Here is a 25,116-nt window from a genome sequence, read left to right on the forward strand (position 1 = left end):
CCATGTCCAAACGTTCCCACCGGTGGTTGCTGGCGCTGACGCTGGCCGTTCCTTCGCTTGCCTGCGCCGACTATCAGCCGCCCGCTCCCCGCGACGATGGCTGGGCGGTTGCCGATGCCCGCACTGCCCATTGGGACCTGGCGACCCTCGCTGCGATGGAGGCGAAGCTCTCCGACGGCAGCGTCAAAGGCATCACCAGCGTCGTCGTCGCCCAGCATGGCAAGCTGGTCTACGAGGGTTACTTCAACGGCAGCGACGCCTCGCGGCTCAACGACGTGCGTTCCGCCAGCAAGAGTGTGACGGCCCTGCTGGTCGGTGCCGCCATCGATCGCGGCCTGATCGCCAACGTGCAGGCGCGCGTGTACGACTTCTTTCCCGACAAGCGGCCCGTGCAGCAGCCTGACCCGCGCAAGCTGGCCATCACGCTCGAAGACCTGCTCACGATGAGTTCGTTGTGGGAGTGCAATGACGACAACGAGTTCTCGAGCGGCAACGAGGAGCGCATGTACGTCACCGAGGACTGGCTGCAGTTTGCGCTCGACCTGCCGATCAAAGGCTTTGCGCCGTGGATGCCGAAACCGAAGGACAGTCCATACGGCCGCGCGTTTTCCTACTGCACGCCCGGCGCATTCACAGCGGGTGCCGTGGTGGAACGCGCCACACGCCAAGGCCTCGCCGTCTTTGCTGCGGACGTACTGGAGAAGCCCTTGGGCATCACTGCCGTGCAGTGGAACCAGTCGCCGCTAGGCATCGGCATGGGTGGTGGTGGCACGCGCTACCGCAGCCGTGATCTGGCCAAACTTGGTGAACTGGCGCTCGACGAGGGGCGCTGGCACGGGCGCCAGGTGATCTCTGCTGCCTGGATCAAGCAGATGCTCACCCCCCACGCGCAGGCACGCGAGGATGCCGACTACGGTTACCTGTGGTGGTGCTTCCGCTTTCCCGTGCACGGTAGTGAGCAGGTGGCGTGGGCCATGTCCGGCAACGGCGGCAACTATGTGTTGGTGATGCCGTCGCAGCAATTGGTCGCCGTGATCACCAGCACCGCCTACAACCAGCGCAATGCGCACCAGCAATCGCAGCAGATCTTTCGCGATTACGTGTTGAAGGCCTTGCCCTAGCGCGACGCGCTCTTCAATTCGGGCGGACACCACGCCGCTGCCAGCACACGCTGGCGTTGTCCGGCTACGCGGCGGTTGATCGCGCCGATCGCCGCCGCGTAGCGCGGATCGGACGACAGCGGCTTGAGCAACGGCGAGACCTGCAGATACGCCGCGTCGCTGTAGCCCTGCTTCACGGCGGTCTGCACGGCTTCGAGGGCGGCATCGCGTTGGTCCTGCGCCTGCAGCAGCATCGCCAGTTCGAGCCATTCGCCGGGATACAGCGTATGGCGTGTCGCTTCGTCACGCACCGCGGCGACGCGAGCGGCGAGCCAGTCGACGCTGGGCGCTTCCTTGCCATAAAGCCCTTCCAGCGTACCCGGCAGGCCCATCTGCGGGCGAAGTTGCCGGGCATGCACGAAGGCGGCAAGCGCGGCGTCGCGATCGTTGCGCAGCAGCGCGAGTTCGCCCTGCAGCACGTACAGCTCCACGTGCGGTGTGTTGCGCGTCAGCGCTTCATCCAGCGCCTGTTGCGCTTCCACCAGGCGGCCGTGCAGAAACAAATGACGCGGCCAGGCGATATTGGAGAACACGTTGTCGGGATAAAGCTGGAAGCTGCGCGCCAGACGTGCTTCAGCCTCGTCGTCGAAACCCAGCAGAGCCATTTCGCGGGCGATCTGCACCTCGCGGAAGCGCACGTGCGAAGCATCGCCGCGCATGTCCAGGTTGGCGTGCAGCGCCTCGTCGATTCGCCCGCGTTCCTGATAGAGATAGGCGGCGGAAGCACGCGTGGCGTCGTCGCCAGCGTCGAGCGCCAGGGCTTTTTCGTAGGCTCCGATGGCGGCATCGATATCGCCCAGGCAGTCCTGTGCATAGCCGAGTGCCGACCAGGCGGAAGCGCGGGAGGGCTCGCCAGCAACGGCGTCGTTGGCCAGCTTCTGCGCCTGCTTCGCCCACTGATAGGGAAAATTGTAGAGACAGACGCGCGCACTGTACGCACGACTCAAGCCGATCCGCGCATCAGCATTCTGGGGCGTCGAGGCGAGCGCTTGCTGATACAGCGCGATGGCGCGTTCGTTGTTGTCGCGCTGGCCGATGCCGGCGTAATAGCTCGCCCGCTGCGCCAGCTCCTGCGTGGCGGAAGGCTTGTGGAAGCGTTGGGGCATGAGCCACCAGGCGATGCCAGCCATCACGAGCAGGAACAAGCCGATGGCGAGTGCAATCCATCGACGCGGCATGCGGGTCGCGGTGGGCGCTGCGGTTTCTTCGGCCACCGGCATGTCGCACAACTGGTAGCCGCGCCCGCGCACGGAACGGATGTAACGCGGTGCGCGGCCGTCGTCGCCCAGCGCCTGGCGCAGCAACTTCACCCGCTGCGTGACGGTTTCCTCGTTCACCACGGCGGGCGCCCAGACTTCGGCAATCAGCGTATCGAAATCCACCACATCCACGCCGTGCCGTAGCAGACATGCAAGGAGTTGGAACGAGAGCCCCTGGACATCGAGCGTCGCGCCATCGCGCGCCACGCGTTGGCGCGTGACGTCGATGGAAAGATCCAGCAGTCGGTAACGCGTGGCGTTCATGCGATGAGGAGGTCAGTGTGCCGGCATCATCCTCGCACGGTTTGCTCAGGCACCCGCGGGGATCAACAACAGCAGGGCGATGCCCAGCACGATGCGGTAGATCGCGAACGGCGTGAAACGATGGCTGCGGATATAGCCGAGCAGCCACTTCACCGCCACGAAGGCGACGATGGCCGACACCACGAAGCCGATGCCGAAGGCCGTCCAGTCCTCGTGGTGCGCGCCGCCATCCTTGAGCACTTTCAGCAGCTCGTAGCCAGTCGCGGCATACATGGTGGGGATGCCGACGAGGAACGCGAACTCCGTCGCCGCGGCGCGGTTGCTGGTACCAAAGAGCATCGCCGTAAAAATGGTGGCGGCCGAACGCGAGGTGCCCGGGAAGATGCCTGCGATCATCTGCGCGATGCCGACCAGGATCGCGACGCGCCACGTTACCTGCGTGCGATCGGGCTGGCGGGCGGCGAGGCGCTCGGCCGCAAGCATCCAGATGCCACCGATCACCAACGCCCACGCCACCGGCGTCACCGCTTCGGGCAGCTTGAAGCCGAGCTTCACCGCGATGAAGCCGAGCACCGCCGTGATCATGAAGGCGACGAACAGTTTGGCGAGATAGTCGCGGTTGGCCGGGTCACGCCACTGCGTGAACAACTGCCAGATGCGACCCCAGTAGATGAAGGTCACCGCCAGGATCGCGCCCGCCTGGATGCCCACGTTGAACAGGTCCGAGCGCTGACCCAGGCCGAACTTCTCAGCGATCAGCAGGTGGCCCGTGCTGGAAATCGGGAGAAACTCGGTGATGCCTTCGATGATGCCAAGCAGGATGACGTTGATGATGTCGCTCACGGAGACTCCGGCGGTGAGGTCGGCCCCGGTTCCATACCGAAGCAAAGCGGCATAGCTTAAGGGACTGCCGTGGCGTTTTTGGGGCGCGTTGTATCCGGTGTGGCTGATTCCGATGCACGGCAAATCCTACAAAAGCGGGTAGCCCACGGCGGTCAGACTTGCACCACAATGGTGCTTCTAGATGTTTCATCATTGTGCAATCAAGTGGCGTCACCATCGATTTGCAGTAATTAAGCCATTGATATAAAAAGATCATTCCCCTTGGCACGCGGCTTGCTCAGACGCCTGTCGATTACTCACCTTTTCGCCCGTCGAGGTTGTCCATGTCGTCCCCCGTCCAGAAAGTGCTCGATCTGATCCAGGAACACGAGGTCGAGTTCGTCGACTTCCGCTTCGCCGACATGCTCGGCAAGCACCACCACGTGACGTTCCCGGCCCATGCCATCGACGAGGGCACGTTCGAGGACGGCAAGATGTTCGACGGCTCGTCGATCGCCGGCTGGAAGGGCATCAACGAATCGGACATGGTGCTGATGCCCGATCCGGACACCGCCTACCTCGACCCGTTCAGCCAGCACACCCAGATGATCCTGCACTGCGACGTGCTCGAGCCGTCGACCATGCAGGCCTACGGCCGCGACCCGCGTTCCATCGCCAAGCGCGGTGAGGCGTTCCTCAAGTCCACCGGCATCGCCGACACGGCGTTCTTCGGTCCGGAGCCGGAATTCTTCATCTTCGATTCCGTGCGCTGGCAGAACGACATGGGCCGCGTGTTCTACGAAATCGGCTCCGAAGAAGCCGCCTGGAGCTCGCGCTACAAGTACGACGACAACAACACCGGTCACCGTCCGGGCGTGAAGGGCGGCTACTTCCCGGTCAGCCCGGTCGACTCGCTGGGCGACCTGCGCGCCGACATGTGCAAGGTGCTCGAGTCGCTCGGCCAGGTCGTTGAAGTGCATCACCACGAAGTGGCGAATGCCGGCCAGTGCGAGATCGGCGTGAAGTTCAACACGCTGGTGAAGAAGGCCGACGAACTGATGACCATGAAGTACGTCATCAAGAACGTCGCCCACCAGAACGGCAAGACCGTCACCTTCATGCCCAAGCCGATCGTCGGCGACAACGGCAGCGGCATGCACGTGCACCAGTCGCTGGCGAAGGACGGCAACAACATGTTCGCGGGCGACCTGTATGGCGGCCTGTCGCAGACGGCGCTGTGGTACATCGGCGGCATCTTCAAGCACGCCAAGGCCATCAACGCGTTCGCCAACTCCACCACCAACAGCTACAAGCGCCTGGTGCCGGGCTTCGAAGCGCCGGTGATGCTGGCCTATTCGGCCCGCAACCGTTCGGCCAGCTGCCGCATTCCGTACGTGTCGAGCCCGAAGGGCCGTCGCATCGAAGTGCGCTTCCCCGATCCGATGAACTCCGGCTACCTGGTGTTCACCGCGCTGATGATGGCCGGCCTCGACGGCATCATCAACAAGATCGACCCGGGCGCACCGGCCGACAAGGATCTGTACGACCTGCCGCCGGAAGAAGAAAAGAACATCCCGCAGGTCTGCTCCAGCCTGGACGAAGCACTCAATGCGCTCGACAAGGACCGCGACTTCCTCAAGGCCGGCGGCGTGTTCACCGACGACTTCATCGATGCGTACATCGCGCTGAAGATGCAGGAAGTGACCCGCTACCGCGCCAGCACGCATCCGCTGGAGTTCCAGATGTACTACGCGCTCTGATCGCAAGTTTCCGCGACACACAGAGAGACGATGGGCGCTTCGGCGCCCTTCGTTTTTTCTGTGGCTAGAATGCGTGCAGGGACAAAAGGGGAACATGCATGCATCGCGCGCTGAAGGGAGTGCTGTGGGCGGTCGTTGGATTGGTGGTCGCCGTGGCCGCTGCGTTTGCGTGGGGACGGCTGCGTCCGCCGACGCAGGAGCAGGAAAAGGCGCTGGCCGCGCTGCAGGCGGATAGCCAGCCGCCGCAGGGGCGCAACGCGTATCCATGGCTGTGGTTCGTGGACTTCGATGTGCCGGCCGATCAGCTCGATGCGGCGTATGCGAAGGATCACCAGCGTGTACTGGCGTGGGAGTCGAACTTCAAACCGGGAGCCAACAGTGCCGATCCCATACCCACGCCGAAAGCCGATTTTCCCGCGCTCCCCAAAATGTCCCAGGCGGATCGCGACGCACTGTGCAATTGGCGCGAAGCCGATTGCCTGGACAAAGTTCGAGCACATCGCGATGTTGTGAACGAGGTGCTGGCGCGCCATCGGCAACGGCTCGTGCGCGACGAAGCGTTGAGTGGTTTCGATCACGTGTGGACCGAGATGCCGTTGAATCCCGTGGCATCGATCCCAGCCTTCAGTGCGTCCAGGGGACTATGGCAAACCGCGATCGCCGCAACCTTCCTCGATGGACATCCAGCACAAGCCATGGAGGCCGCCTGCACGCAGGTGGCGACCATGCGTCGACTGCACGCGCACAGCAACACGCTGGTCAGCACGTTGATTTTCGCTGCGCGGTTGCGTGGCGCCGTACAGCTGTTCGTGCAGCTGTTGGCGGCGTCTCCGGCCGATGAACCTCTGCCCGCATCCTGTGCGGCTGCATTTGTGCCGGTGACGGACGCGGATGTCGATCTTTGCCCGAGCATTCGCGCGGAATTTACCCTGGTCGGATCGCCCGAGATCTTCGGAAAGCAGGAACACTGGTACGACGGCCTGAGCCTCAATACAAAAGCGACACGACGCATGTTGGCACCACGTTACGGCGCCCTATGCAACACGTCGCTGCTACAGAGATTGCTTTCGGATGAACGCGTGGCGATGCCGACTGCTGCGCCAGGCTTCGACATCTTCGACCTGATATCCAATAGCGCAGGCACTATCCTGTCCCGTATTCCCGGGCCCGCCTTCGATCCGTACCTCGCACGCCAACAGGATGCCGCGGCTAGCCTTCGCATGGGTGCCTTGATGATCTGGTTGCGGGAGACGCGCGACCACGGCGTGTCCTTGCAGCAACGCTTGGCTGCACGTCCCGCGTGGATGCATTTTGCAACCAGCCGGCACGTCGAGGTCACGGCAGACGGCAAGAGTATTCACATGGATGTGTGGAACAACGATACGTCTAACCCATGGCCCACGGCCTGGCCGCTCCCTGCGGGGCTCTAGGACAAACCTTCAACGGCTGTTGCCGAAGTCCACCACGGAAAGCGGTGCGGGAAAGCCCTCGCCGCTGGTGGCTGGTGTTGTGGGCGTCCACGGCTTGCCCTGGGCGAAGTCCTCGATCGATGCATAGGCGCCAAGCACGCGGAACGATTTCAGCGCATACGGCAACCCTTCCGCAGCCAGCGGCGCGTTGGCATCGCTGACATGCAAATGCAGATGCGGGCCGGTGGATTCGCCGGTGAAACCCAGTTGCCCGATCACCTCACCGCGATGCACGTGCTGACCTGTCTTGACGCGGATGCTGCCGGGCTTGAGGTGTTCGTAGAATGCGTAGCGTCCATCGCCCAGATCCAGAGCCACATAGTTGCCGGCGGCATTTTCCAGCGGCACTTTGTGGGTGGCACCTTCCGCAAGCGTTGCCGGTTCGGCGATGCCTTCACCCGTCGATGCCACCGTGGCATCGGCGACCGCCATCACGTCGGCGGCATAGCCGAACCACTGTTTGGGCAACTCGCCCTTGTCCTTGGCGAAGCCGCCGTGCGGTCCGAGCAGAATCCAGTCGATGGCAAAGCGGCCAGGCACTTTGACGCTGCCGTCGGTGGTGTAGAGCACACGGCGATGGCCGCGCTCCCACCGCGCATCGTAGATCGCGACCCAGGGACCGCCACGCAGCGGTGGTCCGAGTTGCAGCAGGGAGCGGCTGGAGGGCGTGACAAGGCCGCCTTCGGCGATCAGATCCGAATCCGCATGGCCGGCGTAAACCACCCGATGGCGCAGACGCACGCGGCTGGCATCAGCGAGAGGCACGGAGAGATAGGCCACCGCCGTCATGCCCGGCGCCATGCGCAGGCGCTCGTCGCCCTTGGCGCGGTCGGCCCTGCCGATGGCTGCGGTGAGGGCGGCGCCGGACAAACCGGCAAGCACGTGCTGCTGCTCGTCGATCACCTCGATGCGCTGGATCGTCAGCGTTTCCTGCGCCTCATTGGTGAGATGCAGTTCGTACACCAGCGACGTCTTGCCCGCGACGGTCACCGGCTCCGGCATCCACGGCACCCGCAGGTCGAAGGACTGGTGCACCGGCGCACGCTGCGCCAGGGCCGCCAGGGCGGCCAGCATCGAAAGCAGTATGAGAAAGACGCCGCGCCAGAAACGCATGGGAGGAATCCATGGTGGATAGCAGCGCGAGCTTTGATCTGCGGAAGATGGGGCGCCAATGCCAGAGGTCACTGCGCCCGGTGAAGCGGAGAAAAGCAGCGTGCGACGCCACCACGAGGGGATGGCGACGTCACACGCTCGTTGGCGGTCAGTGCAGTTCCACCACCACCAGACCCTGCGGCGGGATATCGATGCTCAGGCGGCCGTTCTGCAGCGTGGCCTGTTCCGGAGCGGCGAGTTTGCCCGCCTCACGTAGCTGAGTGATCTGTTCGCGGCTCGGGGTTGCCGGGCGGCCCATCTTGTCGAAGGCGGCCACGGCGTTACCGTGATCCTGGTCCAGGCGCCACACCATGGCCTGGGTGGCCTTGCCCAGATGCTTCAGGTCCACATCGAAGTGCTTGGCGTCGCCCGTCGGCACGCCCGGCGTGTAATCGGCGGTATCGCCCAGCGGCTTGGTGTAGTTCCACAGCGCCAGCACCACGGTGCCGTCGGCGCGGCGGGTGGCCAGCGCGCTCTCGGTCTTCAGCGGCAGCTGCGTATCGCCCAGCTTGTGCAGCATGGCGAACGCGTTGAACGCCGGCTTCTCGATGCGATCGGCGGCGATCAGGCCAAAGCCGCCGTAGAACGGGGTCTTCACCACGCCCTGTTCGTCGAACACATCGGAGAACGACCAGTAGCTCATCATGTCCACCTTGCCCGCGCATTCGCGGATGGTGTTGGCCATCCACGGGCCCATGTAGACCGTGTCGGTGACATTGGGCAGGTTGGCGTACGAGGCGTTGTATTCGCTGTAGATCAGCGGCAGCTTCGGGAACGGCGAGGCGCCGATCTCCTTGTGCGACCGGTCCACGGCGCGGCAGACCATGTCGCGGCGCGGGATGTTCTCGTTGGTCTTGAACACGTTGTCCGCGGTGTCGTCGCCGTACACGTGCGTGCTGACGAAATCGATCGGCGCGCCGCTCTGCTTCACGTGCTTGAGGAAGTCCGGCAGCCAGGCCGCCTGGGCGGTGGCGGGGCCACCGATGCGGAACTGCTTGTCGACCGACTTCACCGTGCGCGCGGTGCGGTCATACAGCTCGTAATAGGTGTCTTTCTCGGGCTTGCCGCCCCAGAACGCGAGATTGGGTTCGTTCCACACTTCGAAGTACCAGCTGCGCACTTCCTCGACGCCGTAGCGCTCGATCTCGTGCTGCAGGAAGGCGCGCACCAGCGCATCCCATTCGGCCGGATCCTTCGGCGGCATCACGTTGGGGTGATACCAGAAGTCGTGATGGCTGTCCGGCTGGGTGCTCATTTCCGGCGGCATGAAGCCCAGCTCCACGAACGGCTTGACGCCACGCGCGAGCAGGCCGTCGTACACCTGGTCCACATAGCTGAAATTGAATTGCAGCTTGCCCTGCGCATCGCGATAAGCCACGCCCATGTCGCGGTCGAAGATGCCGTGGAAGCGGACGTAGGTGAAACCGGTGGCGCCCTTTACCGCTTCGAGATCCTTGCGGTAATCGTCGCGCAGCGCGAGCACGGCGCGGCCGGAGCCAAACATGTTTTCCCAGAAGTGCGGCAGCGGCGTGCCCTTGGCAGCGGCATCCACCTGCAGTTGCACCGAGTCGTTGCCGGCGGGCGCCGCATGCACCGAGCCAAGGAGGGCGAGGCAAGCCGCTGCGCAGGTGCGCAGGGCAAGGCGGCGGAGCGGCAACGGGCTAGTCATGACGATTCCTTCGAGCAACGGGGAAGTGGGTTGGCCGGCCGTGTTTGGGCGGCTACGATGTAAACGTTTACGCGACTGGTCACGGAGTCTCTTACAGACCGGCCCACGTGATCAATAAGGGAAGTTCACAGAATCCGGAGCTGCTGCGCCGCAGCATGGTAAGCGAGCCTATGTCACGTCCTATTCGTACGGCCTTTGTTCCCCTCCAGCGTGCCGCTCTTTGCTGCATGGCACTGCTGGCCGCCACCACCGCTACGGGCGCCATGGCGGCGCCGCAGACGTGGACCAACCCGCTCGACATCGACTACCGCTACAACTTCGAGCAGATGAACGAGGGCATTTCCTACCGTACCGGCGCCGACCCGGCGATGGTCCGCTACGGCGACGCCTACTACCTGTTCATGACCATGGCCGACGGCTACTGGCACTCCAGCGACCTGGTGCACTGGGACTTCGTCAAGCCCGACCACTGGCCGTTCGACAGCGAAGTGGCGCCGGCGACGCTGGTCGCGGACGGCAAGCTGTTCCTGATGCAATCGGCCACCGATCCGCGCCCGCTGATGGTCTCCACCGATCCGGCGCACGGCCGCTGGCAGTTCTGGACGCGATTGCTGCCGCCGGTTCCCGGCGCGGTATCCAGTGCAGGCGAGTGGGCGATCAAGCCCGGCGAACTGCCGCCGGGTCCGTGGGATCCCGCGCTGTTCCAGGACGACGACGGCAAGGTCTATCTCTACTGGGACTCGTCGAACGTGTATCCGCTGTACGGCGCGCAGCTCGACATGAAGTTTGCCGAGGCGCCGGAAGGCGACGGCAAGCGGCTGGCCTTCCTCACGCGTCCGCAACCGCTGCTTCAGCTCGATCCCGCCGAGCACGGCTGGGAACGCTTCGGCCAGGACCACACCGACAATGTCACGAAGCCCTTCCTCGAAGGCGCCTGGATGAACCGCCACGGCAACCGCTACTACCTGCAGTACGCGGCGCCGGGTACCGAATACAACGTCTACGGTACCGGCGTCGTGGTGGGCGACGCGCCGCTCGGCCCGTTCCACTACGCACCGTACAACCCCATCGGCGAGAAGCCGGGCGGCTTCGTCACCGGCGTAGGCCACGGTTCCACGTTCGAAGATGCGCACGGCAACGTGTGGAACACCGGCACCTCATGGATAGGCGCCAACTGGACCTTCGAACGGCGCATCGGGCTCTATCCGTCGGGTTTCCATACGGACGGCCAAATGTGGATCGACACGCGCTTCGGCGACTTCCCGCACCGCATGCCCGACCATGCATTGAAGGAAGGCGAGGACACCTTCACCGGCTGGATGCTGCTGTCGTATCACAAGAAAGCCACGGCCTCGTCGTCGCTGCCCGATCATCCCGCCTCGACCACCACGGACGAAAACCCGCGTACGTTCTGGGTCGCCGCCAGCAACACGGCCGGCCAGACACTCACGGTCGACCTGGGCGGCGAACGCACGGTGCGCGCCGTGCAGGTGAACTTCGCGGACTATCGATCCGGCCGCTTCGGCGATGCGCCCGACATCGTGACCCAATTCGTGCTGGAAGGATCGCGAGACGGCGCGCACTGGAGCACGCTGGCCGATCTGTCGCACGAAACACGCGATCGCGCCAATGCCTACGTCGAACTCGATCAGGCGGCACGCGTGCGCTACGTGCGCTATGTCCACAAGCACGTGGGTGCACGCACGCTGGCCATTTCGGATCTGCGCGTGTTCGGCAATGCCGATGGTGCGCTACCCGCCGCGCCGACCCTGGTGTCGGCCAAGCGAATGAGCGACACGCGCGACGCCGAGATCGTGTGGACGCCGGTGCCCGGTGCCGTGGGCTACAACGTGCGTTGGGGCCTGGCCGCCGATCGCCTGCACTCCACCTATCAACGCTTCGCCGATCAGCCGACGCGCCTGCTGCTGCACTCGTTGAACAAGGGCGTGGATTACGTTGTGGCGGTGGAAGCGTTCGATGAGCACGGCGTATCGGTTCTTTCGGCCGTGAAGAGCCTGCCCGCGGGCGAGTGATCAGCCTTCCAGCGTCTGGCGCAGCTGCTGCAAGGCCGGCAGCAGCGCCTCGGGCTGGCGCAGCGACTTGCGCGCGGCGCCAATGGCCTGGCGCACGCGTCCTGGCGTTTCTCCGCGCACGATCACATCGATCACCGGGGTACGGCAGGCCAGCAGCGTGTCCACCCAGTCGGCCGGTTGCAACGTCCGGAAACGGTGCGTGAACCGACGCGCGGCGCGGAACGGCGCGGCCATGTCTTCCAGTTCGTCCAGCGTCCTGGCCACGCGTGCGGGCAGGCGCTCGGCGGTGGCCGGGTCGGTCGCTTCCGCCATGGCGGCCAGCGCGTCGGCCAGCCGTCGACGCAGCACATCGCTGGAACGCACCGGCACCACCCACCATGCCGAGGCCAGGCCAATCGCGGCGCCAATCACGATCTCTTCGAGCCGCAACCACAACAGCGTGCCCGGCGGCTGCGGCTCAAAGCCTTGCAGCAGTGCCAGTGCCAGCGTGACGAACAGCGCCCACCACGCATAACCCAGCGGACGCAGCCACACGCCGAAGAACAGTGCCACGAGAATCAGCACGCCCGTCGTCGATGGATTGGCACCGGTGTGGATCGTCAACGACATCGCCAGCACCGTGCCCACTGCGGCACCCGCGACGCGCAGTCCGCTCTTGTAGGCCACATCCAGTCGCCCTCGATTGCCGCTGTTGACGATGAAGGCCGTCAACACGATCCACGCCCAGCGCTCCTTGAAGAACAGGTAACCGACCACGAACGACAGCGCCAGCGCCACGGCCATCTGGATGGCCATACGCGTGCTGGCGACAGGCCGCATGCCGCCCTCCTGCGCCGGTGTGGCCGGTGCATGCTCCAGCGCCCGTATCGGCGGCAACCAACGCAGTCGACGCGCAAGCAGATGAAACACCGTCACCCACAGCAACGACAGCAAGGCCACCACGATCGGTACGAGCACAGGGGCGAGCAGGCCATTCGAAGGCGCGTGTATATGCGGCAGCGTCAGCAACGTCACGAACGGCAGGGCAATCAGGCGTCCCGCGCGCCGCGCCATCGAACCGAACCGGCGCAACCAGATTGCCAGGAACATCCCGGCCACGAACGCCAGCGCACCTACCCATGGCGTGTGACGCAGCAATAAACCCACACCCATCGCCACGAAGCCGACCAGTGGCAATGCGACAACCGCCTCCAGCCGTCCGCGCAGATCGTGATCCATATGGCTGCGCGACAACGACAGACTCAACACCACCGCCAACACCGCCGGCCCGCCGCCCGGCGCAATCTCAAGCGTACAAAGCAGGGTAGCCAGCACCGCCAGCATCGTCACCACCGCTTCCACCAGCGGCTGCAACAGGATCGACCCGCGCGACCGGGCCATGCGAATCCATGCGGGCAGGGTGTCGGCCATAAGGGTTGGGTGGGCGGAGTGAAGGCGCCACTATAGATCGACAGGTGAAGGTTAAGAAGGCGAGCGCAACCCGCGGCAAAGATTCTCGGTCATCTGGTCCACCGGAAAGCACGACTCGATGTGCAGATCGTCCACGGTGACGTCCCAAGGGGTTCCGAACGTCGTAATGGTCGAGAAGAAACGATACGTTCCGGCACTCCCTCGAAGGACGGTCGTCATCATGGATGCAGGTGGATTGCTGGCAACACGCCGCCGCCAGGCTGCGGGCACATCCGGGTACTGCAGGACTTCGCTTAGCAGATGTTTTGCAACAGCATCCGTCGGATGGGTGGCGACCAACTCCTGCAGATGACGAAGCAGGTTCTGTGCGATCTCATGCCAGTTCTCCACGGCTCCTCGCAGGTCGCCCGGATCGAAAAACTGCCGGATCATGTTGGCATGCCTGGGCTTGCGTCCCTGCATCACATCCGCGTTGACGCGGGCCGCCGCTTCGTTGGCCCACAGGATGTCCCAGTGCCTGTTCATCACGAAGGCGGGATAGGGCTCCTGCTGGTTGAGGATGCAGTCGATCGCATGACGGACCTGCGCCAGCTCGGGTCCGTCGATGTGCGATTCACCGTACGCAGCGGCGTACCCTGCCGCTTTAAGCAGCTGATTGCGATCACGCAGCGGCATGTTCATGGCACCCGCCAGACGATCGAGCACCTCCCTGCTGGGCTGCGACTTTCCGCATTCGATGAAGCTCAGATGCCGTGGGGATATCTCTGCATCCGCAGCGAGTGCGGCCTGGCTCAGGCGATGCGCATCGCGCCATCCCCGCAATAGCGAACCGACATCGCCGGTGGGTAATGATTCAAGGAGTCGCTGCTGCATATATCACACTCTTTGTCCGACGCCATGACGTCCGAGGTAATCACGTCATGATCCATGAGGTTATTCGTGCGGTGGCCTGTTGCTGAAACTATGCATGCATCCATCCACCGGAGCATTTGAATGAATCGCCGCACGTTCCTCAATATCAGTGTTGCAAGCGGCGTCGCCCTGCTGGCGGGCAGTATATGGGCGCGCACCGCCAGGCACGCGAGTGCAGCGGGAGTTATTGCCACCAGCGCTTCCGCATTCGTAAAGCGGCGCAAATATCTTGTAACGGCTTACGGAGACATCGCCTATGTCGATGTCGGCAGCGGTCCGGCGGCGCTCTTCCTGCACGGCTTCCCGCTCAACTCGTTCCAATGGCGTGACGCCATCCAGAGCCTTGCTCCCTACCGTCGCTGCCTGGCGCCCGATTTCCTGGGCCTGGGCTACACCCGGGTGGGCGAGGGAGTGAGCATGAAGCCTGTCAACCAAGTCGCCATGCTCATTGCGTTTCTCGACAAACTCGGCATCGACAAGGTGGACGTCGTAGGCAACGACAGTGGCGGCGCGGTGGCCCAGCTTCTGGCCGTCCACCATCCGGAGCGCATCCGCAGTGTGCTTCTGACCAATTGCGACACCGAGATCGAATGCCCACCGAAGGCGATGAATCCGGTGATCGAACTGGCCGGACAGAACAGATTCGCCGAGGAATGGCTGCTGCCCTGGTGGAAGGATCCGAATGTTGCCCGAACGCCGGAAGGTTTTGGCGGCATGTGCTACGCCGATCCGTCGAATCCGACGAACGAGGCCGTAGCGACCTACTTCACACCCTTGGTGCAGAGCGCCGAGCTGCGCCACCGAACCAACCAGTTCGCTTCGGCCCTGGCCAGGAATTCGCTCGAAGGCATCGGGCCTGCGCTCAAAGCCAGCTGCATTCCGATGGGCGTGGTCTGGGGCACCGCCGATAGCATCTTCAGTATCGACGGCCTCCACTATCTGACCGAGAACATCGGCAACCTCAGATTCGCCGAGCGTCTGGACGGCTATAAATTGTTCTGGCCCGAAGAGCGCCCCGATGTGATCCGCGACCAGGCGCTCAGGCTATGGAAGGCGCGATGCCAATGATGCCGAAGCGATCTGCGAGGCCATGAGCCGCTCAAGTATGTCCGGAGTCAGAACTGAACATTGCGGTGGCGCGTGCTTGCAGGGCGTCAGTCATGATGTGACGCAGGGTGTCGATGATCTGCAACTGAGCGTGCGGCACCCGACTCAAGACATATGGATTGCCAATACGCCAAATGTCCTAATGGCATGACGCTTGTTCACGCAGTTACATACTGGTTATCGACGAAGCAACGGTCCTGGCGCGGGGAAGGCGCACAGGATCCTCTGGGGGGAGGCTCCGCTGTTGGATTTGGTTGGTTGCATCAGGGGAGGCCTGTGCCTTTCCCTTGATTCTGTTTGCTTGTCGAGCTCACCTCTTGTGTGTCTGTCGTCGGTTGTCTTGCGAACGCAAGTTTTTGCGTTGGCGATGTCTCCTGGATGTTGTCTCGTTGGCATGGATGCCAGGGTATGTGCATGACCGGGATCCTGGCGTTCGACAGCGCGGGTTTGCCGGAGACCGACGCGTTCGAGCGCTATCGTCGGCTCCATGCGCCAGACGTCGAAGTGGAGAAGGCGCCATCGCCGTTCTTTGCGCGCATGCGGAGCTGGTGGCTGGATCGTTCGAAGCTGTCAGTATGCGAATACGGCGGCGTTCGCCATGTGCGAAACGAGTATGACGCCCGTGACGGTCTTGACCATTTCGTCTTGCATCACGTGGTGAGCGGTGAACTACGGGCTGGCGCCCTGGGTCGGCCAGTTCGGATCGATCCCGGCCAAACAGTGGTCCTGGATGCAAGAGTTCCCATGGAAGCAAGCTCGGCGAGCGTCCGGGTGATCACCATGAATGTGACGCGCGAGGCGATGCTCGCGGCGGCCGGGTCAGCGCTTGGCCTCCACGGATATTGCATCGACCACCGCCAGGGCGCGTTGCTGTCTTCGCTGTTGCGCGAACTGGTGGAACAGATCCCGCATTTGGCTGTCGGCGCACATGGCGCGGTATTACGCACGCTGGTGGATCTGCTCTCGGTTGCATTGCATCCGACAGGTGCGACGGTGCGCCCGGATGCTTTCCGGTTTGAGCATGCGCGGCACGAAGCGGCGCGCCAGGTCATTGAGGCAAATGCCGGCTCGCCGGATTTCTCCGTGCAGGACGTGATGAATGCCACCGGCTTGTCGCGGACCGGTCTTTATCGTTTGTTCGAGCATTCGGGTGGCGTGGTCCGCTACATCCAGCAATGTCGACTGCAGCGCTTGCGCGTGCAACTGGATGACCGTGCTTTCGACGCACAACCGCTTGCGGAGCTGGCGCCGCTGCTCGGATTTTCCAGCGAGAGCCATGCGGGGCGGTTGTTCAAGCAGATGTTCGGCGTGTCGCCCGGTGCTTACCGCGCTGCGAGCATTCGCGCGCAGGAGCACGCCTCGATCGACACGAAGGCCGTCCACGGGACGGGGAGGTTGTGCCAGGTGGCCTGAAGCCGGACCGGCCGGCTGGTACGTGCGTCGCACTGCTGGGACGCACAGACATGTTGCTGGTCGGCGGGGTCGCACTAGCATTCTTCGGTTTCGAGTGACAAGTCATTCACAAAGAACGCGAGAACGATGGGGTTCGTGGAACGCGTTGATCGACGCAAGTCCGTACAGGGGTAACGATGAATCGCCAGTTTCATTTCATCTCGGGCCTGCCAAGGTCCGGGTCCACATTGCTTTCGGCCATCCTGGGCCAGAACCCGCGTTTCCATGCGGGTATGAGTGGCCCCGTCGGCGGCGCCTTCAATACGCTTCTGGGCGAGTTGAGTGGCCGCAATGAGTATTCGGTGTTCATCAGCGACGAGCAGCGCAAACGCATGCTCAAGGGTCTGTTCGATAACTATTACGGCCCCGAATTCGAGGCGCCGGTGATCTTCGACACCAACCGCATCTGGTGCAGCAAGATGCGCCACCTGCGCCCGTTGTTTCCGCAGGGCAAGGTCATTGCCTGTGTGCGCAACATGTCGTGGATCATCGACAGCATCGAGCAGCTCATCCGCAGGAATGCGTTCCAGCCGTCGTCCATCTTCAACTACCAGCCGGGCGGCACGGTCTACACCCGCGCCGAAGGGCTGGCCAATGGCGAGGGCATGGTGGGTGCGTCTTACAACGCGTTGAAAGAAGCGTTTTACGGCGACGAAACCGCCAACCTCATGCTGCTGCAATACGAGACGCTGGTGAGCAACCCGGCGAGTGCAATCGCGGCCGTCTACGACTTCATCGGCGAGCCGGCGTACGCGCATGACTTTGACAACATCAGCTACCAGGCCGACGAGTTCGACCTGCGCGCCGGCACGCCGGGGTTGCATGCGGTGCGCAGCAAGATCTCCGTGCGTGAACGCATGAGCGTGTTGCCGCCGGATGTGTTCCGCCGTTTCGAGAACGATGCCTTCTGGCTCGATCCCACGCTCAATCCTCGCAACGTGCGCGTCGCCTGACCCGGTGCCGCGCGACATTTTTTCTGTTTCGGAAGAACGCCACGCGTCGCGGGCACATGGTTGTGTCCAGCGTGGAAAACAGCAATTGAATGCATCCAGGCCAACAGGGGGCCTCACCTCATGAATCGAATCTATCGTCTTGTATGGAACCGGGCTCTGTGCGTCATGCAGGTGGCATCGGAGTTCGCGCGCAGCCCCAGTGGTGGCGCGGTCGCGAGTCCGCATGATCGCGTGCCGGAGCTTTCCGTGCGCCCGTTGGCCGGTGCGCTTGCCGTACTGCTTGGCACGGGGTTGTTGCTTGCTTCGCCGGCCGCATTCGCAACGCCGGCGCCCAGCACGTTTACGGTGACGCAGACGACCGATGACGGCACGGGCACCGTGGTTGGCACACTGAGCTGGGCCATCACGCAGACCAACCAGACGCCCGGCGACACCATCAGCATCCAGCTCCCGGCCGGCAGCACCATCACCGTCACCGGCACGCTGCCGACGATGTCGGCCGCGACCACCATTGCCAGCCAGAACGACGTTGTCATCGATGGCGGCCTCCGCACCGCGATCAATGGCCCCATCGTCATCGCTACCGGCGGGTCGGTGACGCTGGCGGGGAGCGGCAACGTGATTGCGAGCGGCATCGTGTCGGCGGGCACCGTGACGATCGAAGCGGGTACGGCAGTGTCCGGGCAGGTTGGTGCGGCGGGCGTCTCAGGCAGCAGCGATCCGGCAGGTCCAGGAGGCTATGGATTCTCGGGCACCGATTTCTCGCTGACCAACGCAGGCACCATCATCGGTGGTACAGGCGGCAACAGTGGCGCCCCCATCGATGGCGCGGCTGGTGCAGGTCCGGGTGCGCCCGGTGGCGCCGCCACTGGCCCCAGCAACGCAGGTGAGGGCGGCGATGGCGTAAATGGCAACGGCTTCACGCTCGTCAATACCGGCGTGATCACCGGCGGGACCGGTGGCCTAAGCAATAGCGGCGGCAATGGCGGCGCGGGTGCCATCGGCAGCGGTGCGGTGGATGGCGGCGCTGGTGCTGGCGGGACGGCGGGCAGCTGGGGCCCGCAAGGTGCCGCGGGTGTGTACGGTGCTTCCTTCACCCTGACAAACGCTGGTTCGATCACTGGCAGCGCAGGTGCCAGCGCAGGTAACGGTGGCAATGGTGGCAGTGGCGGTGATGGTTATGCCTCTACCAACGGTGGCAGCGGGGCCAGCGCGGGGGCCGGTGGTAACGGTGGCCATGGTGGAGTCGGTGTATTCGGCACGGGTTTCATCGTCACCAACACCGGCTCCATCACCGGTGGTGCGGGAGGAAACGGTGGTAATGGCGGCAATGGTGGTAACGGCGGCAACGCCACGATTGGCTATGGTGGAGCCGGCGGTAACGCCGGCAATGGCGGCAATGGCGACGACGGTGGCGCGGGTGTTGCGGGATCGGGATTCACGCTGGTCAACAGCGGCACCATCACCGGCGGCAACGCGGGCTTGGGTGGAGCCGCCGGCAACGCTGGTAACGGTGGAGTCGGCGCGCTCGCCGGGATCAATGGTGCGGCTGGTATCGATGGTGCAGATGGTTTCGGCGGCGCCGGTGTCCAGGCCGCGGGCGGCTCTACCATTATCAATCGAGGCACCATCGCCGGCGGCCTGAATGCCGATGGCACGCGCTCGGTGGCCGTGGTTCTCTATGGCGGCATGAACAATCTGGTCCTGGAAGCGGGTTACCAGTTCATCGGCGAGGTGGTGAGCGTCAACAGCAACAACACGCTGACGCTCGGTGGCGACATCGATTCGACGTTCGACGCGATCACGCTGGGCGGCCAGTTCCAGGGTTTCGACCAGTTCGGCAAGTCGGGCAACAGCACCTGGACAGTGACGGGTGACAACGTCAACGTGGATGGCGCCTGGACGCTGAGCGGCGGCAAGCTTGATCTGACTGGGAACAACAGTCAGTACGTCGGTGGCCTGGCCGCCAGTACGGGTACGACGCTGGTGGTGGATGCCGGCACGTCGCTGCTGGGCACGTCTGGCGATCAAGGCATGAATGGCGTCACGCTGCCTGGCGGTTCGGGCTTTCCCGGCAATGGCTCAAGCGGCATGAGCGGTGGCCTCGGCTCCGCGGCCGTCTCTGGTGCAGGCTTCACCCTGACGAACCGCGGCAACGTGATCGGCGGGTTCGGTGGCGCTGGCGGTGCGGGCGGTGCAGGCGCCACGGGCTTTTACAGCAGCAGCGGTTATCACGGTGGCGCTGCGGGCAACGGCGGCAATGGTGGCTACGGCGGCGCGGGCGTCACCGGTTCGGGCTTCACGGTGACCAATACCGGCACGCTTGCCGGCGGCGCCGGTGGCGCGGGCGGGAGTGGCGGCAACAGCGGCGCGGGTGGCGCCACCGCCCTGGCTAACGGTGGCGATGCATTCGCCGGTGCGAATGGTGGATGGGGTGGCGCAGGCGGTGCTGGCGTCATTGGGTCCAGCTTCACGCTGACCAACACCGGCACCCTGAGGGGCGGCAACGGCGGCCAGGGTGGCGACGGCGGCACGGGAGGCAACGGCGGCCTGTCGGCCTACTTGGGCAGCGGCAATGGCGGCAACGGTGGCAATGGCGGTAACGGTGGTTTCGGCGGTGCCGGTGGCGCAGGCGTCACGGGTGGCTCGTTCACGCTCACCAACACCGGCACGATTACGGGAGGCAATGGTGGTGCCGGCGGCAACGCCGGTCAGGGCGGTATGGGCGGCGGCGCAGTCGTGGGCCAGATCGGATCGAGCGGGATGCCCGGTACCGGAGGTGCGGGTGGCAGCGGCGGCGATGGCGTATGGGGCTATGCCGTGCAGATCATCAACAGCGGCACCATCAGCGGCGGCAACGCCGGTGCCGGTGGCTCAGGCAACGGTCCTTCGCTTTCGAACGTGGGCGGCGTCGGTGTGGAGTTGCAGGGCGACTCCGTGCTGGTCAATAGCGGCACCATCAGCGGCGGCATGAGCGGTGATGGCACCCAGCAACAGGCGGCCATTGACCTCACTGGCGGCAACAATCGGTTGGTGCTGGAAGCCGGCTCGACCATCAACGGCAATGTGTACAGCTTTGGCGCTGGCCTCCCCAACGGTGGCGATACGCTGGAGCTGGGCGGCGATGCAGATGCCACGCTCACCGGCAGCGTCGGCGGTTATGCCAGCGGCGCGCAGTACCAAGGTTTCTCCACCTACCTGAAGACAGGCGCGAGCACCTGGACGCTGACGGCCACGTCCCAGTTTGCCGCCAACTGGTCCGTGCTGGGTGGCGAGCTGGCACTGGATGGCATCTACAGTATCTTCACCGGCAACTTCAGCATGGCCGCCGGCACGACCTTGTCGGTGGGCGATGGTCAGACCTCGCTACGCGTGCAGGGTGCGCTGGGTTCAAATGGCAGCGACGGCGGCGCAGGCGGTTCGGGTGACGGCATCTCCATCGCGCCAAGCGCGGGTGGCAACGGCAGCCATGGCGCCGACGGTGGCGTGGCGGTGAGCGGGGCGAGCTACACGCTCAACAACCAGAATCAAGGCTGGATCAGTGGCGGCAGCGCTGGCAACGGCGGTAACGGTGGTGCCGGCGGCAGCGCGAGCGTTTCCAGCACCGGCGGATTCGACGGCGCGGACGGCGGCATGGGTGGCAACTCCGGTAACGGCGGAGTCGCTGTCACCGGCAGCGACTTCGTGCTGACCAACGCAGGTACCGTCGATGGCGGGCCGGGTGACGAGGCTGGCATGGGTGGCAATGGCGGCTTAGCCGAAAGCAATCTGGGCCCTGATGGCACGGTCCTGGCGGGCCGAGGTGGCAAGGGCGGGGCTGGCGGCTCGGGTGGCACCGGTGGCGATGCCGTCACGGGCACGGGATTCACCGTATCCAACCTTGCCAGCGGCTACATCAACGGCGGTGTCGGCGGTTTCGGCGGTTTCGGTGGCAGTGGCGCTGAAGGCGGCTTTGGAAGCTACGTCAGCGGCGGCGCGGGCGGAGCCGGTGGTGTGGGCGGCACGGGTAGTGTTGGCGGCAACGCTGTCTCCGGCACGGGCTTCACGCTGACCAGCGCCGGCTACATACAGGGTGGCATGGGTGGTTGGGGTGGCTGGGGTGGCAATGGTGGCACCGGTGGTTTCGGCAATATCAGTGTGACCGGTGCTGGCGTCACCACGGGCTATGTGTCCATCGCCAATTCGGGTGCCGGTGGTGCGGGTGGCGCGGGCGCCACAGGCGGCGCCGGCGTCACGGGCAGCCAGTTCACCCTTACCAATACCAATTCCTTGAGTGGTGGTATGGGTGGTACCGGCGGCAACGGCGGTACGGGCGGTAGCGGCTACGCTGCTCAGTCACTGGCGACCGCGCTCACTGCCGGGTCCATGCTCTCCATCGATGGTGGCAACGCCGGTAACGGCGGTGCGGGCGGCGCGGGTAGCTCGGGCGGCGCGGGCGTGAGTGGCTCGGCGTTCTCCGTGACCAACTCCGGCGGGATCTGGGGTGGCCAGGGCGGTTACGGCGGCAATGGCGGCGCGGGTGGTCGTGCCACGGGCGTGCATCAGGTCAGCGCCACCAGTGGCGGCACGGGCGGCAATGCGGGCAACGGCGGTGCAGGCAGCGTAGGTGGCAACGGTGGCGTAGGCATCGGCGGCAGCAATTTCTCAGTGACCAACACCCGGATGGTGCAGGGCGGCCTGGGCGGTAGCGGTGGCTACGGCGGTTATGCCTACGGCGGCGGCAGCGCGCCTGGGGGTACCGCGGGCAACGCCGGTAACGGTGGCGCCGGCGGTGCGGGTGGCGTGGGTGGCGCAGCGATTGCCGGCAACCACTTCACCGTGACCAACAGTGGCTATGTGTACGGTGGTGCCGGCGGTCTCGGTGGGAAGGGTGGCAATGTCTACGGTTCTGGTGGTGCCACCGTTACCGGCACGGGCGGCACAGGCGGCAACGGCGGCGCGGGTGCCGCGGGCGGTGCCGGTGGGGCTGGCATCAGCGGCAGCCAGTTCATCCTGAGCAATACCGGCTACATCGGCGGTGGCCAGGGCGGCCGTGGCGGCGCCGGCGGTATGAGCAGCGCGGGCGGCGGCTCGGCCGCCTCCGGAACCAGCGGCGCGGGTGGTGCGGGCGGCGATGGTGGTGCGGGCGTTAGCGGCACTGATTTCGTCGTGACCAACACCGGCATCATCGTGGGCGGCAAAGGCGGCAGGGGCGGCAACGGTGGCAGCTACAACGGCATCAGCGCGCCGGGAGGCGTGGGAGGCGCCGGTGGAGCGGGTGTCAGCGGCTCGGGCTTCATGCTGACCAACACTGGCAGTGGTTCCATCACCGGTGGCAACGGCGCAAGCGATGGCGGTGCGGGCACCACCCCGGCGACGCCGGTCGGCAACGCGGTGGGCGGCGTGGGTGTGGTGGCGACGGGAAATGCCACCATCGACAACGCCGGCATCATCGCTGGCGGCGTGAGTGTTTCGGGCGTACAGGCTGATGCGGTCGAGTTCAGCGGCGGCGGCAACAACCTGATCGTCGAATCGGGCGCAGCGTTCACCGGTAACGTCGTCAGCAGCAGCGCCAGCACCAACGGCGGTGACACGCTGACGCTGGGCGGCGGCACCAATGCCAGCTTCGATCTGGGAACTAGCGGCGCGGCGGGCAGCAACGCGAAGTACCAGGGCTTTGCACATTTCGCCAAGGCCGGCACGAGTACGTGGACGCTGACGGGTACCGGCAATGCGAACCAGTCGTGGACGATCAGCGGTGGCACGCTGGTGGGCAATAGCACCAGCATCGTGGGCAACGTGACGTTCGCGCCGGCGTCCGGCAACAGCGCCAACCTCACCTTCGATCAGGCGAGCAACGGCGTGTACAACGGCGCGATCAGCGGCGACGGTTCGCTGACCAAGTCCGGCGATGGCACGCTGACCCTCACCGGCAACAACACCTACACAGGCACCACCACCGTCAGCGGCGGCGCGCTGCTGGTGGCCGGCGGCGGCATGATGGGCGGCAATGTCATCAGTAGCGGCACGGTGGTCTTCAATCGCACGGACAATGCCAGCTATAACGCAGTGATCAGCGGCACGGGCGGTGTTTCGCAAACCGGCACGGGCACGCTGGTGCTCAATGGTGCCAACACCTACACCGGCGCCACGAGCATTCAAGCCGGCACGCTGGAAATTGGCGACGCATCGCACGCATCGGCCTCGGTGACCAGCGACGTGGCGGTGAGCGGCGACGGCACGCTGCGTGGTCACGGCACCGTCGATGGCAATGTCGTGAGCGACGGCACGGTGTGGCCGGGCGGCTCCGTGGGCGTGTTGACCATCAATGGCAACTACACGCAGAACACTGATGCTACGTTGCAGATCGACGTGACGCCCACCGAGGCTTCCAAGCTGTTGGTGAACGGCAACGCGACACTGGGTGGCAAGCTGAGCCTGATCTACGCGCCGGGCACGTACACCAGTGCCACGTTTACGCTGGTGCAGGCCAATGCGCTGACGGGCACGTTCGCCAGCACGACTGCCAGTGGCTCGGTACCGACGGCGCTGGCGCCGACGGTGGCATACACCTCGACGCAGGCCAATCTGGTGCTGGGCACGGGCGTATCCACCGGGCCGACGACGCCAAACGATCCGACCGGCCCCACCGTTGTCGCACCCAGCGACGGCCAGCTCTATGCCAACTTCATGCGCGCGGCCAACCTGATCGGGCAGCAGTCCGCGACCACGGTGCTTGATGCCACCTTGCGTCCGGGTGAAGCGAACTGCGGCAGTGACGAGGCAGCGCACGCCAACACTGTCACCTCGTCGTGCAGCCATGGCGTGTGGGTGCAGTACAGCGGCACCAGCAACGAACTCACCGGCAGCAACGGCCTCGACAGCACGGCCTTCGGCTTGCAGGCCGGTGGCGACATGGCCATGGGCGACATGATGCACCTGGGTGTCGAGGCGGGTGTGGATCGCATCAACGGCAACGACCGTGATGGCGGCTACGGGCACGTCGACAACATCCATGGCGGCATCTACGCCTTCGCCAACGCGGGTCCCATGGTGTTGTCGGGCATGGTCGACGAAGCGCATGGCAGCTATCGCCTGACGCGCGCAAACGACATCGGCAAGGCCAACGCGAGCCCCGATGGCAATACCACGGCGGCGGCAGTGCAGGTGGCGTGGCCGGTGTCCGCTGCCAAGTGGCAGGTCACGCCGGCGGTGGGTGTGCTCTATCAGCACCAGACGCTGGATGGCTTCAACGAAACCATCAACAGCACCAGCCCGCTGGCGTCCTCGTTCGCACTGCAAGGCACGCGCAGCACGTATACCAGCATGCAGCCGTATGCGTCCGTGTCGTTCACGCATCCGTTCACGGCAGGTGGCGTGATGTATGTGCCGCAGTTCAATGTGGGCTATCGCTACGAGGCGCGCAGCGGCGGCGGACCGGTGGTGAACGTGTTGAGCCAGGACGGCACCGCATTTGCGCTCAAGGGCGATGCGCTGGGACGTGGCATGAGCACGGTGGGCGCGCGCATCACCGCTCACGAAGGGGCGTCGTGGAGTCTCTACCTGGATTACCAGGGCCAGTTCGCCAGCCATCTCAACGACAACGCGCTGAGCGTGGGTTTCACCAAGCACTTCTAAACAGCGATGTAGCGATCGCCGGGTGCGCCGACTACATGGCTCACCCGGCTTCTCTACCGCAACGATCGGAGACTTCA

14 protein-coding genes are annotated in these 25,116 nt (G+C 64.7%); 8 read left to right on the forward strand and 6 right to left on the reverse strand.

Going from position 1 to position 25,116, the window contains the following annotated elements; translation table 11 throughout:
- Positions 1 to 2 precede the first annotated feature (2 nt).
- Complete coding sequence (locus ISP20_RS04450) at positions 3 to 1,121, forward strand: serine hydrolase domain-containing protein (RefSeq protein ID WP_338030963.1); 1,119 nt, start codon at positions 3 to 5, stop codon at positions 1,119 to 1,121.
- Here ISP20_RS04450 and ISP20_RS04455 read toward each other — a convergent pair.
- Positions 1,118 to 2,683: a winged helix-turn-helix transcriptional regulator gene (locus ISP20_RS04455; RefSeq protein WP_204634872.1), complete on the reverse strand. Its 1,566-nt coding sequence runs from the start codon at positions 2,681 to 2,683 to the stop codon at positions 1,118 to 1,120. The two genes, ISP20_RS04450 and ISP20_RS04455, sit on opposite strands and share 4 nt — an antisense overlap.
- Before the next feature lie 45 nt (positions 2,684 to 2,728).
- The gene (locus ISP20_RS04460) at positions 2,729 to 3,526 is read right to left on the reverse strand and encodes an undecaprenyl-diphosphate phosphatase (protein WP_204634873.1); all 798 of its coding nucleotides are present in this window, start codon (positions 3,524 to 3,526) and stop codon (positions 2,729 to 2,731) included.
- Between the two features lie 323 nt (positions 3,527 to 3,849).
- On the opposite strand from ISP20_RS04460, the gene glnA reads away from it, so the two are divergent.
- Complete coding sequence (gene glnA, locus ISP20_RS04465; RefSeq protein ID WP_204634874.1) at positions 3,850 to 5,265, forward strand: type I glutamate--ammonia ligase; 1,416 nt, start codon at positions 3,850 to 3,852, stop codon at positions 5,263 to 5,265.
- Positions 5,266 to 5,363: 98 nt separating this feature from the next.
- On the forward strand, positions 5,364 to 6,695 hold the full coding sequence (locus ISP20_RS04470) for a hypothetical protein (RefSeq protein ID WP_204634875.1): 1,332 nt from the start codon (positions 5,364 to 5,366) through the stop codon (positions 6,693 to 6,695).
- Positions 6,696 to 6,704: 9 nt separating this feature from the next.
- Here the strand turns inward: ISP20_RS04470 and ISP20_RS04475 are convergent, their stop codons facing one another.
- Both ISP20_RS04475 and ISP20_RS04480 read right to left on the reverse strand, forming a co-directional pair.
- On the reverse strand, positions 6,705 to 7,847 hold the full coding sequence (locus tag ISP20_RS04475) for a M23 family metallopeptidase (protein WP_204634876.1): 1,143 nt from the start codon (positions 7,845 to 7,847) through the stop codon (positions 6,705 to 6,707).
- Positions 7,848 to 7,995: 148 nt separating this feature from the next.
- Complete coding sequence (locus ISP20_RS04480) at positions 7,996 to 9,555, reverse strand: GH39 family glycosyl hydrolase (RefSeq protein WP_204634877.1); 1,560 nt, start codon at positions 9,553 to 9,555, stop codon at positions 7,996 to 7,998.
- A 227-nt stretch (positions 9,556 to 9,782) separates the two neighbouring features.
- On the opposite strand from ISP20_RS04480, the gene ISP20_RS04485 reads away from it, so the two are divergent.
- Positions 9,783 to 11,588, forward strand: a complete 1,806-nt coding sequence (locus ISP20_RS04485) for a family 43 glycosylhydrolase (protein WP_239535311.1) — start codon at positions 9,783 to 9,785, stop codon at positions 11,586 to 11,588.
- On the opposite strand, the gene ISP20_RS04490 is transcribed toward ISP20_RS04485, so the two are convergent.
- Positions 11,589 to 12,968: an FUSC family protein gene (locus ISP20_RS04490; RefSeq protein WP_204634879.1), complete on the reverse strand. Its 1,380-nt coding sequence runs from the start codon at positions 12,966 to 12,968 to the stop codon at positions 11,589 to 11,591.
- Between the two features lie 81 nt (positions 12,969 to 13,049).
- Entirely contained in the window at positions 13,050 to 13,871 is an 822-nt protein-coding gene (locus ISP20_RS04495; RefSeq protein ID WP_204634880.1) for a helix-turn-helix domain-containing protein, read from the reverse strand.
- Between the two features lie 120 nt (positions 13,872 to 13,991).
- On the opposite strand from ISP20_RS04495, the gene ISP20_RS04500 reads away from it, so the two are divergent.
- The 4 genes from ISP20_RS04500 to ISP20_RS04515 all read left to right on the forward strand — a co-directional run bounded on the left by ISP20_RS04500 (position 13,992) and on the right by ISP20_RS04515 (position 25,039).
- Positions 13,992 to 14,978, forward strand: a complete 987-nt coding sequence (locus ISP20_RS04500; protein ID WP_204634881.1) for an alpha/beta fold hydrolase — start codon at positions 13,992 to 13,994, stop codon at positions 14,976 to 14,978.
- 453 nt (positions 14,979 to 15,431) lie between these two features.
- Complete coding sequence (locus ISP20_RS04505; RefSeq protein WP_204634882.1) at positions 15,432 to 16,430, forward strand: AraC-like ligand-binding domain-containing protein; 999 nt, start codon at positions 15,432 to 15,434, stop codon at positions 16,428 to 16,430.
- A 176-nt stretch (positions 16,431 to 16,606) separates the two neighbouring features.
- Positions 16,607 to 17,422: a sulfotransferase family protein gene (locus tag ISP20_RS04510; RefSeq protein WP_204634883.1), complete on the forward strand. Its 816-nt coding sequence runs from the start codon at positions 16,607 to 16,609 to the stop codon at positions 17,420 to 17,422.
- Positions 17,423 to 17,542: 120 nt separating this feature from the next.
- Entirely contained in the window at positions 17,543 to 25,039 is a 7,497-nt protein-coding gene (locus ISP20_RS04515) for an ESPR-type extended signal peptide-containing protein (protein WP_204634884.1), read from the forward strand.
- The last annotated feature ends 77 nt before the right edge of the window (positions 25,040 to 25,116 follow it).

The sequence above is a fragment of the Dyella kyungheensis genome (assembly GCF_016905005.1).
Lineage (GTDB): Bacteria > Pseudomonadota > Gammaproteobacteria > Xanthomonadales > Rhodanobacteraceae > Dyella > Dyella kyungheensis.